10 protein-coding genes are annotated in these 14037 nt (G+C 68.6%); 5 read left to right on the top strand and 5 right to left on the bottom strand.

What is annotated here, in order from left to right:
* Nucleotides 1-40 precede the first annotated feature (40 nt).
* Genes RQP53_RS12100 through RQP53_RS12090 form a run of 3 tightly spaced genes read left to right on the top strand, consistent with a single transcriptional unit; the run spans nt 41 to nt 7672 of the window.
* Nucleotides 41-1891, top strand: coding sequence for an ATP-binding response regulator (locus tag RQP53_RS12100; RefSeq protein ID WP_315650736.1), 1851 nt, complete (start codon nt 41-43; stop codon nt 1889-1891).
* A complete protein-coding gene (locus RQP53_RS12095; protein WP_315650557.1) occupies nt 1851-5972 on the top strand; it encodes a GMC family oxidoreductase N-terminal domain-containing protein in 4122 nt (1373 codons plus the stop codon). Before RQP53_RS12100 ends, RQP53_RS12095 begins: the two co-directional genes overlap by 41 nt.
* Nucleotides 5969-7672, top strand: coding sequence for an alkaline phosphatase D family protein (locus RQP53_RS12090; protein ID WP_315650556.1), 1704 nt, complete (start codon nt 5969-5971; stop codon nt 7670-7672). The genes RQP53_RS12095 and RQP53_RS12090 overlap by 4 nt, the downstream gene beginning before the upstream one ends.
* A 175-nt stretch (nt 7673-7847) precedes the next feature.
* Here RQP53_RS12090 and RQP53_RS12085 read toward each other — a convergent pair whose 3' ends face one another.
* The 3 genes from RQP53_RS12085 to RQP53_RS12075 form a co-directional block, all read right to left on the bottom strand.
* Entirely contained in the window at nt 7848-8552 is a 705-nt protein-coding gene (locus tag RQP53_RS12085) for a substrate-binding periplasmic protein (RefSeq protein ID WP_315650555.1), read from the bottom strand.
* Between the two features lie 150 nt (nt 8553-8702).
* Nucleotides 8703-9332: an adenylyl-sulfate kinase gene (gene cysC / locus RQP53_RS12080; RefSeq protein ID WP_315650554.1), complete on the bottom strand. Its 630-nt coding sequence runs from the start codon at nt 9330-9332 to the stop codon at nt 8703-8705.
* Nucleotides 9332-11179: a tetratricopeptide repeat-containing sulfotransferase family protein gene (locus RQP53_RS12075; RefSeq protein ID WP_315650553.1), complete on the bottom strand. Its 1848-nt coding sequence runs from the start codon at nt 11177-11179 to the stop codon at nt 9332-9334. The genes cysC and RQP53_RS12075 overlap by 1 nt, the downstream gene beginning before the upstream one ends.
* A 157-nt stretch (nt 11180-11336) precedes the next feature.
* Here RQP53_RS12075 and RQP53_RS12070 point away from each other — a divergent pair, with 157 nt between their 5' ends.
* Together RQP53_RS12070 and RQP53_RS12065 are read left to right on the top strand one after the other, a co-directional pair.
* Entirely contained in the window at nt 11337-11816 is a 480-nt protein-coding gene (locus RQP53_RS12070; RefSeq protein WP_315650552.1) for a GNAT family N-acetyltransferase, read from the top strand.
* The gene (locus RQP53_RS12065) at nt 11813-12334 is read left to right on the top strand and encodes a DUF1697 domain-containing protein (protein ID WP_315650551.1); all 522 of its coding nucleotides are present in this window, start codon (nt 11813-11815) and stop codon (nt 12332-12334) included. The genes RQP53_RS12070 and RQP53_RS12065 overlap by 4 nt, the downstream gene beginning before the upstream one ends.
* Here the strand turns inward: RQP53_RS12065 and RQP53_RS12060 are convergent.
* Both RQP53_RS12060 and RQP53_RS12055 read right to left on the bottom strand, forming a co-directional pair.
* Nucleotides 12331-13530 (bottom strand): alkane 1-monooxygenase, encoded by a 1200-nt coding sequence (locus tag RQP53_RS12060; RefSeq protein WP_315650550.1) that lies wholly within the window; start codon nt 13528-13530, stop codon nt 12331-12333. The genes RQP53_RS12065 and RQP53_RS12060 overlap by 4 nt on opposite strands.
* A 61-nt stretch (nt 13531-13591) precedes the next feature.
* The gene (locus RQP53_RS12055) at nt 13592-14029 is read right to left on the bottom strand and encodes a DUF3224 domain-containing protein (RefSeq protein ID WP_315650549.1); all 438 of its coding nucleotides are present in this window, start codon (nt 14027-14029) and stop codon (nt 13592-13594) included.
* Between the last annotated feature and the right edge of the window lie 8 nt (nt 14030-14037).

Genomic DNA, 14037 nt, shown 5'->3' with positions numbered 1-14037 from the left:
TCGGCACGCTTCTTCGTCCTGCTATGTGCTGACCGTGTCGATGCGCTCACTCCTCTCTCCTCTGCTGGTCTGGTTGGGGCTCCGTGCCGGCCAGCGCGAGGCGCAGGAAGGCAATCAGGAGCTGGGCAGCGTCAGCCAGGAGCTGCTCAATCTGCTGGCCAAGCAGGGCCGGCGGGTGCCCTATCCGGTGGGGCTCAGCGCCGTCGTCATCGCGATGATGGCGGGCGAGCACGCCTCGCATCTGGGCGCTGTGCTGTGGGTGCTGCTGATCTTCGCGGTGCTGGCCCTGCGCTGGTGGGCCCTGGGACGGCTGCCGCAGCTGCGCGAGGTGCCGGCCCGACAGCGGCTGCGCTGGGCGGTGATGCTGAGCCTGCTCAATGGTCTGGTGTTCAGCGCCTCGCTGGCCTTCGCGCCCTTCATGAGCGACTACCAGCGCATGGTGCAAACAATTCTGCTGCTCGGTCTGTGCGCCGGTGCGGTGGCCACCACGGCCGGTTACCGGCCGGTCTTCCTGGCCTTTGTGGTGCCGGTGACGCTGGCCAATGCCCTGGCCTGGGGTTTGGTGGGCGGCATCGGCCATGAGGTCAGCTGGACCGATATGGCCCTGGGCCTGCTGACCATAGGCTTCGGCTGGATTCTGAGCAATCTGGCCCGCGACACCTATCGTGTCTTCGCTGAATCGGTGCTGATTCGCCAGCAGCAAAGCCGCAACAACCAGCAGCTGCGCCTGGCCTTGAACCGGGCCGAGCAGGCCATGCAGGCCAAGACCCGCTTTCTGGCGGCGGCCAGCCACGATCTGCGCCAACCGATGCACACGCTGTCGCTGCTCGGCGCGGCCCTGGTCAAGCAGGGCCTGGATGCCAGGAGCGGCGAGATCGCGGCCAATATGAATCTGGCGTTGACGGCGCTGAGCTCGCAGATGGACGCGCTGCTGGACATCTCCAAGCTCGATGCCGAGGTGGTCGAGGTCAACAACCAGGTCTTCAATCTCAGCCATTGGCTGGGCCGGCTGCACCATGAGTTCCTGCCGGTGGCCCAGCGCAAGCGCCTGGAGCTGATGCTGGTCTGCCCGCAGGGCGCTTATGTCGACAGCGACCCGGTGCTGCTCGAGCGGGTGCTACGCAATCTGATCGACAACGCGATCAAGTACACCCAGGCCGGCCAGGTCAGCATCGGGGTTGATCGCGTTGGTGATCTGTGGCGGCTGACGGTGCGCGACACCGGCCTGGGCATCGCCGAGCACGAGCAGGCGCGGGTGTTCGAGGAGTTCTACCAGATCGGCAACAAGGAACGCGATCGCAGCCAGGGCCTGGGGTTGGGCCTGTCCATCGTCAGCCGCTTGGTCGATCTGCTGGACCTGCATCTGGAGTTGAATTCGACGCTGGGTCTGGGTACGACCTTCACGCTGTCCATCGAGGCGGTGGAGGGCGTCAGCGAGGACGACGATGCCGCGGTGGTTGACGAGCGCTCGCTGCAGGGCCTGCGGGTGCAGGTGATAGACGACGAGGAACTGGTGCGCATCGCGATGCGCACCCTGCTGGAAACCTATGGCTGCCAGGTGCAGTCGGCGGGCAGCACCCGCGAGGCGGTCTTGCAATGCCTGCGCCAAAAGCCCGATATCGCGCTGATCGATCTGCGCCTGCGCGGCAGCGACGATGGCCTGTCCGCGGTGCGCTCGCTGCGCACCGGCGTGCCCGGGCTGCCTGTTGTGCTGATCAGCGGCGATACCGCGCCGCAGCGGCTGCGTGAGGCCCATGATGCGGGCCTGACGCTGCTGCACAAGCCGGTGTCCGAGGAACAGTTGTTGCTGGCGATGGAGTCGGCCTTGGCACACAGCAGGAGTAGGCCAGATGCAGTCAAGTCGGTCGACGGAGGGCTGTCCAGCCAGTGAGCCGGCCACGGCGACGCGCTGGCTGTCGCAGAGCCTGGAAACACTGATGCTGGCCCTGCAGCGTGCGCCGCCGCGCCAGGTCGACTTCGATGTGCTGCTTGTCGGCAGCGGCTATGGCGGCGCCGCGGCGGCGGCCGCGCTGTCGGCCTGCCGCGATGATGAGGGTCAGGTCTTGCGGGTGGCAGTGCTGGAGCGTGGCCGCGAGTTCCTGCCCGGCGCCTTTCCCGAGCGGATGGCCGATCTGCCGGGGCAGGTGCGGCTGGCGCGTGCCGGTAGTGCAAGCGTCAGCGGCTATCAGGAAAGCCTGTTTGATCTGCGCCTGGGCCCGGACATGGTGGTGGCGCTGGCCAACGGCCTGGGGGGCGGTTCCTTGATCAATGCCGGCGTGATGCTGCGGGCGCGGCCCGAGGTGTTCGCGCAGGCCGCCTGGCCGCAGGCCTTGCGCAGCGATCCGACGCAGATGGACGCTTGGTACGCGCAGGCCGAGGCGGTGCTGGGCAGCGTTGATGCGGCGGGAATAGAAAACCGCATCGAGCGCCTGGGTGGCGTGGCCGAGCGGCGCGCCCGCTGGCTCGCCGGGCTGGCGGACGTCAAGACCGGCGACAAGACCGGCGACAAGACCGCAGCGCGCAGCGTACCGATCACGGTGGCCCTGGACGCCGACGCGCGCAGCGCCGCCGGCCTGCCGCTGTCGCGCTGCCTGGGCTGTGGCGATTGCGCCAGCGGCTGCAATCATGGCGCCAAGCAGTCGCTCGATACCAATCTGCTGCTGCAGGCGCGCCGCCAGGGCGCCGAGCTGGTGACCGGCGCCAGCGTGATCCGCGTCGAGCCGCTGCGGCTCGCCGATGGCCAGCCCGGCTGGCGGGTCTGGCTGCAGTACACCGATCAGCGCCTGCGCGAACGCGCGCCGGCGCCGTTCAGCCTGAGCGCACGGCGTGTGGTGCTGGCGGCCGGCTCGCTGGGCTCGACCGAGATCCTGATGCGCTCACGGGCCGCTGGCCTGGCGCTGTCTGACCGTCTGGGCGAGCAGTTCAGCGGCAATGGCGATGTGCTGGCCGTGGTGGCCGGCTTGCCCGAGCCCTTGGACGCGCTGGCCGATGAAGACAGCTCGGCGGCCGGCCGTGGCATCGGCCCGACGATCACCGCCATGCTCGATGCCCGCGATCAAGCCGAGGCCGCCAGCGGCGCCTTCGTCGTCCAGGATCTGGCCGTGCCCGGCGCGATGCGCTGGATGCTGGAAGAGGGCTTTGCGCTGGCCGACACGCTGGACAGCCTGGCCCGCCCCGATCTCAGCGAGCACCAGGCCGGCCCCTGCTTCGACGATCCCTATGCGGTGACGCCCGAGCGCTCGGCGCGCCTGTTGCCGGTGGCCCTGATCGGCCTCGATCGTGCCCAGGGCCGGCTGCGCCTGCCGGCGCGCTCAGCAGGGGCCGAGGATGTGGGCGTGCTGACGGTCGACTGGCCGGCCGCCCGTGACGACCCCCAGGTGCAGGCCCGCCATGACTGGCTGGCGCGCCGGCTGCAGACGCAGGGGGCACGCCTGCTGGCCAATCCGGTCTGGCGGCTGTTGCCGCAGGAGATGGATTTTCTGGCCGGCGGCGCCCGCGGCCCCATGCTCAGCGTCCATCCGCTGGGCGGCTGCGCGATGGGCGACCGCGCCGAGCAAGGCGTGGTCAACAGCTGGGGCGAGGTCTTTGCCGGCACACAAGGCGAGGCGGTGCATCCTGGCCTGGTCGTGCTCGACGGCGCCATCGTGCCGGCCGCCTTGGGCATCAATCCGGCGCTGAGCATCACCGCCCTGACGCTGCGCGCGCTGGCCCATCTGCGCCGGCATTGGGCCTTGCGTGTAGCGCCGGACGCCAGCATCGATCCGGGCCCGCGGCGGCCCTATCGCCAGCTGCAGCCCGAGCTGGCGCCGGCGCGCCAGGCTACCGAAGTGGAGCTGCGAGAACGGCTGGGCGGGCTGGTGTCACTGCCTGGGGCTCCTGGGGGCGATCTGAAGTACCTGGAGCTGAGCCTGGTCTATCAGCCGCAGGGTCTGCGCAGCCTGTTGCGGCCCGGCCCCGAGCGCCGGCTGCGGCTGGACCCGGCGCGCAGCCGCCTGCGCCTGTTCGACACCCGGCCCGATCCCGAGCAGCCCGCGCAGCCCATGCTGGTGGCGGCCGACGCGCCGCGCCACGGCGCTGCTGCCGGTCGGCTGTGGATGCATGCCGAGCGCGCCGACGCCGATGCCCGCCTGGTGCTGCCGCTGGCCGAGGGCGAGCTGCTGCTGTTTCAGCGTGAGGCCAGCAGCACGCGGCAGCGCCGCTGCCGGGCGCTCAAGGCCTGGCTGATGAACCGCGGCTGGCGTGATTCGGTGCAGGCGCTGCTCGATGGCATCGAGCAGCGCGAAGCACCCCGGCCGGGCGAGGCACCGGCACGGCAGCGGATTCGAGCCAGGGTTCGCCACGCCTTGGCACTGGCCAGCCATGCCGGCCAGCATCGGCTGATGAGCTACCGGCTGCAGACCGCAGCCGCGGCAGCCTTGCCTGGCTGGGCCGCCGGATTGGGCGGGCTGACGCTGCAAGCCGACAAGCGGATCAGCTACACCCGCCGCGGCAATCCCTGGAAGCAGCTCAGCCGCGCCACGCTGCAGCCCGCCGGGCCGCTGCGGGCAGCGCGCGGGCAGGGCGCGATCACGCTGGAGCTGGACCTGTTCGATCTGGCCCGCCAGCGTCAGCCGCTGCTGCGCGTCACCGCGGCCGAGGACCTGCCCAGCAGCCTGCGCGATATCGGCTCGTTGCTGGCCTATCTCACCCGGCTGCTGATCGGTACCCATCTGTGGAGCTTTCGCAAGCCCGATGCCGCAGCGCCGCGTGCGATCTCGCGCCTGCCCGGTGATGTGCCCGGGCTGCCGGCGCCGCAGATCCGCGAGATCGCCGTCGGGCGCCGCGGCGAAGCCGGCCAATCGCGCCGGCCGGTGGATGCGCCGCTGATCGCCGACCCCGACGGGCCGGTGCTGCTGCGGCTGACGCGCTACCCAGGAAAATCAGCGTCTGCAAGACCCATCCTGATGCTGCATGGCTACAGCGCCAGCGGCACCACCTTTGCGCATCATGCCGTGCAGCCGGGGCCGGCCAAGCTGCTCTGGGAAGCCGGCTACGACGTGTGGATCGCCGATATGCGCAGCAGCGCCGGCATGGCCAGCGCCTGCCTGCCCTGGACCTTTGAGGAGTGCGCGCTGAACGACATCCCGGTGGCCGTCGACGAAGTGTTGCGCGCGACCGGGCAGCACCAGCTCGATGTGCTGGCCCACTGCATGGGCGCGGTGATGCTGCAGATGGCGCTCTTGCAGCCGCGCCAGCAGCCCGAGGAACACTTCTATCGCTTGCGCCAACGGCTGATGAACGAAGGGCTGATACGCCGGCTGGTGATCTCGCAGGTGACGCCCAAGCTGATCTTCTCGCCGACCAACACCCTGCGCGCCCAGCTGATGCAGTACCTGAGACCCTATCTGCCGCTGCAGGACTATGCCTTCCGGCCCGAGCCGGGCGGCGGCCTGCTCAATGAGTTGATCGACCGGCTGCTGGCCAGCCTGCCCTACCCGGATGAGGAATTCGACATCGAGAACCCGCCGCCGCCCAGCCTCAGGAAAACGCCGTGGACGGCGACTCGCCATCGGATGGACCTGCTTTACGGCCGCGACTTCGCGATCAAGAACGTCGCCCCGGCGGTGTTCGATTTCATTGACGATCACTTCGGCCCGCTGAACCTGGACACGGTGGCGCAGGCGATCAACTTTGCCCGCATCAACGAGATCACCGATTGGCGCGGCGCCAGCCTCTATCTGGACGATATGGCCAAGAGCCTCGCGCAGCTGCAGCAGATGGAGGTGTTGTCGGTGCACGGCGCCGAGAACGGCCTGTGCCAATCGGAAAGCGGCGCGCTGTGCGAAGAGCTGTACGAGCAGGTCGCGCCGGGCCGCTTCAGGCATGTGGTGATTGCCGGGCACGGCCATCAGGACTGCCTGATCGGCCGCGATATCGAGCGCACCGTCTTTCCCGCCATCCTGCATTTCCTGGCCCGGGGGCATCAGCGATGACAGGTGAGCGCGACCTGTTTACTGCCAGTGAGCTGCCGGCATCCCAGCTGGCCGGGCTGCGCTGCGCCTTCCCGCCGCTGCACCGCGTTGAGCGCGCACTGCTGGCCGATGGCCAGACGGTGGGTCTGCTCAGCGCGCTGCGCCCCGAGCAGGGCTGGCCGCGCTTCTGGGTCTGGTTGCCGGTGGCCGAGACGGCCGAGGGGAGGCTGCAGCCGCTGCAGCAGGGGCCGCTGCTGGCACAGGCCTGGCTGCAAGCCTTTGTGGCGCCGCAGGCTGCGCCCGGTGATGCCTTGCGCGGCCAGCTGCCGCTCGCCTACTTCCCGCCGGCGCGCGATCCGGCGGGCCGACGCTGCGGTCTGCTCTGCCTCTTCGTCTATGCCGATTTGCGCAGCCAGCGGCGTCAGCAAGGCGGCGCGGTCCGTTCGGCAGGACTGGAGCAGGCCTTGCAGGACGCGCTGGCCATGCCCCCGGACGAGTTGCGACCCGGATTCACGCCGCGGCCAAGCGAGCGGCCCGAGGAGGCCGAGGCGGAGGGGCTCAGCTTTGTGCTGGCGGCCTGCCAGTACCCGCCGGGCCTGTTCGATCCGCAGCAGGCGGCCGACGTCGCCCCTGCACACGCCGGCCCTGCCCATGCCTCCCTGAGCCGTTTGCTGCACTTCTGCCGCAGTGCCGGCGCTGGCGAAGCGGTCTCGCTGCTCTTGCTGGCCGGCGATGCGATCTATGCCGACCCCAGTGGCGGCCTGGCCGATGCGCACAACAGCGTTGAACGTTTTGCGCGGCCCTATCAGCAACTCAAGGCCGGCCTGCTGCGCCAGCTGCCGCCCAGCGTCGAACGCATCGTCCACGGCCTCGACGACCACGAGATCGAGGACAACTGGGAACCGCGCGCCGACCGCGAGCGTCCGGCTCAATCGACCGTCGGGCCCTACTTCGCCAGCGCCATCGATGCCGCCTGGGCGGCGCGCTGGGAGGCCGGCGAGCGGCCGGGTCTGCGCGAGCACTTCTGGCACCACTTCGACTGGCGCGGCGCGGCCTTCTTCGTTGCCGATGCCCGCAGCGAGCGCCAATGGCGCCATCTCGAAGTGCTGGACAGCGCCCACATCATGGGCGCAGCGCAGCGGCAGGCCTTGCGGCACTGGCTGCGCGATCGCGCCGAGCGGCCGCGCTTTGTGATGAGCGGATCGATGCTGCTGCCGCGGCGGATGAGCGTCCGCGAGCAGCCGGCCATGGCGCTGCGCTCCGACGCCTGGGACGGCTATCCGGCCTCGCTGCACGCGCTGCTGGCCATGCTCTGGGCCGAGCAGGCGCGGGGCGTGGTTTTCTTGAGCGGCGATGAGCACCGCTCCGGCCATGTCAGCGCGGAGATCAGCCTGGTCAGCGGCGATGCGCGGGGCCGCGCGCCGGTGCGGCTGCATTCCATCCACAGCTCGGCGCTGTACGCACCCTGGCCTTTTGCAGTGAGCCGGGTCGAGGACTTTGCCGCGCCCGACCGCTTTGAATTCCCGGGGCCGGAGGGTCAGGTCTTGTGCTGCACCGTCAGTCGCTGGGCCGACCATCCCGGCGACGGCTTTGCCTTGTTGCGTCTGCAGCCGCAGGGCGGACGGTCATGCTGTCTGCAGCTCTGGTACGACAAGGCGCGCCGGCCGTTGCTGCAGGACGGGCAACTGCGCCGGCCCGATGCCGAACTGGCATTGGGCTGAGCCGCCAGGTCCGTCAGTTGGATCTTCCTGGTCTGGAGATTCGACCCGGCGGCCTTGGCCGCCGCACTGGCAGGCTCGGGAACGCCGGGCCTGGCTCGCCGTCTTCGCGCCTAGCGCCCACCTCCCTGCATTCCCTTGTGACCCATCGCAAGGCTCCACATTTCAACTGAGGACTCTAGAACTCGCTCAGCACCTCGTCCTGGACTCGCTGGATGAAGCGTTCCTGTTCCAGTTCGCGCAGCACGGCGCTGAGGCGCGGCAGCAGGGCCTGATGGCGCTTGTGCAGGTAGTGATAGACCGGAAAGACCGCCAGCGGCGGCTGGAGCAGATGAACGCCACTGACCGCGTGCAGGCGCAGGCTGGCCAGGCCGGAGATCCGGTTGGCCAGGATCAGCTCGCTGCGCCCGAGCTCCAGCTTGGTGAAGGCCTGCTGCAGCGTGGCCACCGTTTCGGTCTGCATGCCCGCGGTGTTCTCCTCGATGATCTTGATGCCCTTGACGAACCCGACTTTGTAGGGACGCAGGCTCTCCCAGCCGTTGACGACGATCTGCCGGTTCTTGCTGAAGGCGACGATCTCGTAGTTTTGCAAGGCCACCGGCACCATCATCAGATTGACGTAGTGCCGCTCAATGCCGGCACGGCGATAGAGCTCGCCGTCGGTTTCACCGGCATTGGCACTGAGCAGCGAACGCTCGCCGGGCATGGCCAGGACCTCGATATCGTGACCGAGGCGCCGGTAGGCCTCGCGCAGCACTCGCGTGGCGATGGTGGTGGCCGGATCGGGGTCAAGCAGCGTTGAAATGCGCATCAATGGCAATGCCCGCGCCTGGTCAAAGGCCAACAGGCTCGCCATCGCCAGCGCTGCTCTGCGTGTGATCATCGCTGCCTTTTCTTGCCACGGCGCGGACTGCCGCTGTGGCAGATGATGCCTGTTGCCGCCCCGGTGTCAACTGCTAGCTTGAGGGCCTGCAAACGCGAGGTCTGCCTGATGCAAGCCCTCGCGCCCAGGCAGACCTGGTGTTAACAGGCGCTAGGCCAGGTCGCGTGCCGCCGGCTCGTGCAGCGGGAAGTGCTGCTGCACATAGTCGAGCAGGCGCTGCAGGCTGTCGGCCAGCGGCTCGGTGCTGGTGTCCAGACGCAGTTCGGGCGCCTCCGGGGCTTCGTAGGGGGCGCTGATCCCGGTGAAATCGATGAGCGTGCCGGCGCGGGCCTTGCGGTAGAGACCTTTGACGTCGCGGGCCTCGCAGGCTTCCAGTGCGGCGGCGACATGGATCTCGTGGAAGCTGCCGCTCTTGCAGGCCTGGCGGGCACGCTGGCGGTCTTCGCGGTAGGGCGAGATGAAGGCGCTGATGCAGATCAGGCCGGCATCGGCGAACAGCGCCGCCACCTCGCCCACGCGGCGGATGTTCTCGCTGCGGTCCTCGGGGCTGAAGCCCAGATTGCTGTTCAGACCGGCGCGAACGTTGTCGCCATCAAGCACATAGCAGGCGTAGCCCAGGCCGATCAAGGCCTGCTCCAGCGCCATCGCCAACGAGGACTTGCCGGCGCCCGAATAGCCGGTCAGCCAGAGCACGCCGCCATGGTGGCCAAAGCGCTTTGCACGGTCTTGTTCATCGAGCCGATGGGCGGCTGGGGTCAGGTCTTGCTGGGACGTGTTCATCAAGGGCTGCCGTAGCCATAGTGATCGACAAAGGGCTGCAGCCGCGGCAGCTGGTCTGCCAGCTGCGCCTCATAGCGCTGCCAGCGGTACTTGGCTGTTTGATAAATCGGTTGCACGACCTGATGGTAGCTCGGTGAGTTGATCGTAGCGCGCTGGCGGGCATGCTCGGTGTGTTCCAGCACGGCATCGTCCCAGGGCAGGCCGAGGAAGTCGATCAACCGGCGGGCCTGCCCCTCGACATCGGCAATCAAGTCCTCGTAGCGTTGCTCGATCAGGCGCAGCGGCAGCTGTTCGCGGGCCCGCTGCACGCTCTGCATCACCGCCTCATACAGTTCAACCGTCGTGTCCAGCCGGTGGAAGGCCGACATCGCCGCGTTGGCGGCGAAGTTCTGCATCAGGCAGCTCAGGCAGACGTCGGCCGGGTGGCGCAGTGCCAGGATGATGGGCGCGGTCGGGAACAGGCGCTGGATCAGCGGCAGGTAGATGGCGTTGAGCGGCAGCTTGTCCAGCAGCACGCTGCCCACAGGCAGGCTCAGATGACGAGCGACTTCGGCGAAATAGACCTCGCGCAGCGCGGCCATGCGCTCGTCACTGAGCGCGGCCAGCGCGATCGGGCTGTCTTCACCGGCGGCACGCAGCGCCTCGTAGACGGCCTGCACGGCGGGCTTCTCCTCCAGCGCCTGGATCTGCGGATGGCTCTCCAGCACCTGCTCCAGCAGCGTGGTGCCGGAGCGCGGAAAACCGATCATGAAGATGGGTCCGGCACTGCCGAGCGGCTCGCGCTGGCGCGCCGCGCCGATCGCCGCGCCGAGCTCGGCGCTGGCCAGCGCTTGCAGGGCCTGGACCTGGCGCAGGTAGGCACCGTCGTAGACGCCGCCAGGCAGGGCCAGCCTGGCCTTGTGCTGCTTGCCGGCGGTGAACATGGCAAAGGCCTGCTCGCTGCGGTTCTGCTGGTCGTAGAGCGCGCCGAGGGCCAGCTCAACGTCGCCCAGCAGGTTGACACTCATGGGGATCGTCAGCAGCGCGTCGAGCCGCGCGACCGCAGCGTCGATCTGCTTGTCGTGCCGCTCCAGCAAGGCCATCGTCATGTTGAGCTGCGGATGCTGCGGGTCAAGCGCGAGGCCTTGCTCGGCCAGCTGTCGGGCTTCGGCCAACTGGCCGGTCTTCTCCAGATGGTCGGCCAGGCCGGCCAGCAGATCGGTCGCCTCGGGCTGCAGGCGCAGCGCCCGGCGGAAGGTCTGCTCGGCCTCGTCATAGCGGTTCTGCAGCCTTTGCACCTGGCCCAGATTGCTCAGCGCCAGCACATGGTCGGGCTGCTGCAGCAGCGCGCGCTGCAGCAGCTGCTCGCCGGCCTGCAACTGGTTCTGCCCGATCAGCAGCAGCCCAAGATGGACCTGCGCGTCGATCAGCCCCGGCTGCAGCCGCAGCGCCCGCTGGTAGCTGGCGGCCGCCTGCTCCAGCTGCCCCAGCTCATGGCAGGCCAGGCCGAGCAGGTAATGCGCATCTGGGAAGTCCGGTTGCAGTGTGGTGGCGCGGCGATAGCCGGCCCACGCCTCCTCGACATGGCCCTGGTTGTGCCTCACCACCGCCAGCGCATGATGGGCAAAGCCCAGCTGTGGGGCCAAGGCCAGGCCGCGCCGGGCGCAGCGTTCGGCCTCGGTCAGCCGCCCAAGCCGCTTCTCGATCAGGGCCAGCTTGACCCAGGCTTCGACATCCATGCCATCGGTCTTGCAGACGGCTTGGAACAATTGTTGCGCGTCCAGCAGGCGGCCTTCGCGGGCGGCTTCGTCGGCCTCGGACTTCTTGCCGCGAGTCAGCGGATTGGGCTTCTTGCTGGGGCTGCTCATCGATCACTGGGCAGACTGCACGGGGCAGCCAGAATCGTTTGCAAATCAGTGGGGGATGATAGGCGGGGCTACCTATGGCAGTGGCCGGTGTTGAACTTCAAACGTGGGACTCCGCGACGACAATGTCGTAACTGGATGTGATGGATGTGAGGGCGTTGTGGAGGCCAATCTGATCGATGAACTGCTGGCTCTGGACCTGCTGACCTTGCGCGAGCACACCGAGCGTGCCGGCGATGCGATGGAACCGGCGCAGCAGCGCGAGCAGCTGTGTCAAAGCCTGGCGCAATCACGGCTGTGCAGCGTGCGTCGCGAGGGGCGGCTGATCGCCTATGCGATGCTGCGTCCAGCCGATGGCATGACCTGGTTTGTGGGCGGCTTCAACACCGATCCGGCGCATCGCTCGGCGCCGGTGCTGCGCGAGCTTTTCGCGCAGGTGGCGCAGCTGCTGCAGGCTGAAGGCGCGAGCGAGCTGTGCAGCCATGTTTACAAGACCAATGCGCTGTCGCTGGCTTTTCATCGCCGGCTGGGCTTTCGCGTCACCCGTGAAAGCGACAAGGCGGTCGAGTTTCGGGCCAGCGTGGCTGAGCTGATGGCCAGCCCGGCGTTGCGGCGGGCGGCTGCGGAGGCCGCCACATGACGCGCTGGCTGGCACTGCTGCGTGGCATCAATGTCGGCAAGGCAAGGCGCATGGCAATGGCCGATTGGCGCGAGCTTCTGCAGGCCCAGGGCTGCCGCGACGTCAAGTCGGTGCTGAATAGCGGCAACGCAGTGTTCGAGCATGCCTGCAGCGATGCCCGGTTGCTTGGCGAGCAGCTCCAACGCGGCCTGGGCGCGCGCTTCGGCTTTGAACCGAGGCTGACCTTGCGCAGCATCGACAAGCTGCGCGCCGAGGTCGAGGCCATGCCCTGGCAGGTGGACGATGGCTCCCGGCTGCTGCTGGCCTTTGCCCGCGAGGCGGCCGATCTGCGACCGGCCGAAGCCCTGCTGGCGCGCGACTGGGGGCCAGACCGGCTGCAACTGCGCGGCGCGGTCGCCTATCTCTGGTGCGAGGCCGGCGTGCTGGACAGTCCGCTGTCGCAGGCCTTCAGCAAGCTGATCGGCGAGCAGTGCACGCTGCGCAACTGGAGCACCGTCAACAAATGCCTGCTGGCTTAGGGAAGGTCTGCATCAGTCGGCGCGGGCCGTGGCGGGTAGCGCTCTAAGAGCGCCTGGCGCCGGTTCGGCTGCAGATTGGCCCGGCGCAGATCGCCGCCGTAGTGGGCCAGCACGCGCCGGTCCATCACGCGAAACCACAGCGGCGGCAGATAGGCCAGCAGCAGCATGGCTGCATAGCCCGAGGGCAGCTGCGGCGCTTCCGAGAAATGGCGCAAGGCCTGGTAGCGCCGGCCCGGATGGGCATGATGATCACTGTGCCGCTGCAGCTGGTAGAGAAAGAGGTTGGAGACGCGGTGGCTGCTGTTCCAGGAGTGCTCAGGCGCGCAGCGCACCGGCCGGCCGGTGGCGGCATCCAGCGGGCGCAAGAGGCCGTAGTGCTCAATGTAGTTGACCACCTCGAGCAGCGAGGCGCCATAGAAGGCCTGGATCAGCAAGAAGGGCAGCACTGCCCAGCCGAGCCAGAGCACCAGGCCGCCAAAAAGCAGGGCCGACATCGCCCAGGCCTGCAGGCAGGCATTGCGCCAGTGCAGGGCCGGCCGGCCTTGGCGGTCGAGCCGCTCGGCTTCGAGCTGCCAGGCCGAGCGCAGGCTGCCGAGCATGGTGCGCGGCAGAAAGGCCCAGAAGCTCTCGCCCATGCGGCTGCTGGCCGGGTCCTCTGGCGTGGCCACGCGCAGGTGATGGCCGCGGTTGTGTTCGATATAGAAGTGGCCGTAGCAGGCCGGCGCCAGCGCCAGCCGGGCCAGCCAGCGTTCCCAGCGCGGCAGCTTGTGGCCGAGTTCGTGCGCGGTGTTGATGGCCACGCCATTGATGCCACCGACGCTGAGCACCAGGCCTGCCCAGCCCCACAGGCTCAGCTCAGCGTGCGTGGCCAGCCAGGCGCCATGCAGCGTCAGCCCGAACTGGAAGGGCAGGAAGGCGACGACGATGGCGCGGTACCAGCCATCATTCTCCAGCGTCTTGACCGCGGTCTCGGGCGGGTTGCGGGTGTCGCTGCCAAGGATGACGTCGAGCAGCGGGATCAGCACAAAGGTGACCAGGCTGCTCATCCACAGCCACAGCGTCAGGCCGCTGAGCTGGAACTTCCAGAGGTTCAGCCAGACCAGGGCCGGGAAGGCCGGTGACAACAGCCACCACCAGCGATGGTGATCGCGCCAGGCGGGGGCTTGCGGCGCGGGGAGCGTGGAACTGCGGCTCATGTGTTGATGCTGCGCGCCGCAGCGTCTCGCAGTCAAGCGGGCAGAACCCTGCTGTGCGCTTTCAGCGCCCGTCGGCGAAGCGGTAGTTCAGCTCGTAGAAATGCACGCCGGCCTCGATGCGCAGCAGCAGCTCGCCGCTGATGCCGGTCAGCTCACCCTGGCCCGAGCCCGGCGCGATGGCGATGCGCAGGTCTTGCGAACCGGCTTTCATCAGCCCCAGATGGGCCAGCGCAAAACTGCCGTTGCGGCCCTGCAGCGTGCCGTGAATCGATTCCAGCGCGGTATAGGCGGCCGAGCCGGTCTGGGGCTGGCCGGCGGCCAGCATCTCGCCGCGGGCGCTGGCCTGCAGATCGCCTTCATAGACCTTGTCCAGGCTGCGGCGGAACATCGGCGTGGCGCCCTCGGGCACGGCCATGGCCTCGGGAACGCCGATCTTGACGCTGAACTGGCCACGGGCGGTGTGGGTGGTCTGGGTTGTGGGGCTGGCTGAGGCATTCATGCAGGGGC

Source organism: Roseateles aquae (genome assembly GCF_032337115.1).
Taxonomy (GTDB): Bacteria; Pseudomonadota; Gammaproteobacteria; order Burkholderiales; family Burkholderiaceae_C; genus Roseateles_C; species Roseateles_C aquae.
The sequence above is the reverse complement of the archived record's forward strand: the minus strand, read 5'-3'. Positions and strand labels throughout refer to the sequence as shown.

Bases quoted from the DNA above. Each gene is read 5' to 3' on its own strand.
- RQP53_RS12100 (WP_315650736.1), top strand. From the start codon at position 41: ATGCGCTCACTCCTCTCTCCTCTGCTGGTCTGGTTGGGGCTCCGTGCC.
- RQP53_RS12095 (WP_315650557.1), top strand. From the start codon at position 1,851: ATGCAGTCAAGTCGGTCGACGGAGGGCTGTCCAGCCAGTGAGCCGGCC.
- RQP53_RS12090 (WP_315650556.1), top strand. From the start codon at position 5,969: ATGACAGGTGAGCGCGACCTGTTTACTGCCAGTGAGCTGCCGGCATCC.
- RQP53_RS12085 (WP_315650555.1), bottom strand. From the start codon at position 8,552: ATGATCACACGCAGAGCAGCGCTGGCGATGGCGAGCCTGTTGGCCTTT.
- cysC (WP_315650554.1), bottom strand. From the start codon at position 9,332: ATGAACACGTCCCAGCAAGACCTGACCCCAGCCGCCCATCGGCTCGAT.
- RQP53_RS12075 (WP_315650553.1), bottom strand. From the start codon at position 11,179: ATGAGCAGCCCCAGCAAGAAGCCCAATCCGCTGACTCGCGGCAAGAAG.
- RQP53_RS12065 (WP_315650551.1), top strand. From the start codon at position 11,813: ATGACGCGCTGGCTGGCACTGCTGCGTGGCATCAATGTCGGCAAGGCA.
- RQP53_RS12060 (WP_315650550.1), bottom strand. From the start codon at position 13,530: ATGAGCCGCAGTTCCACGCTCCCCGCGCCGCAAGCCCCCGCCTGGCGC.
- RQP53_RS12055 (WP_315650549.1), bottom strand. From the start codon at position 14,029: ATGAATGCCTCAGCCAGCCCCACAACCCAGACCACCCACACCGCCCGT.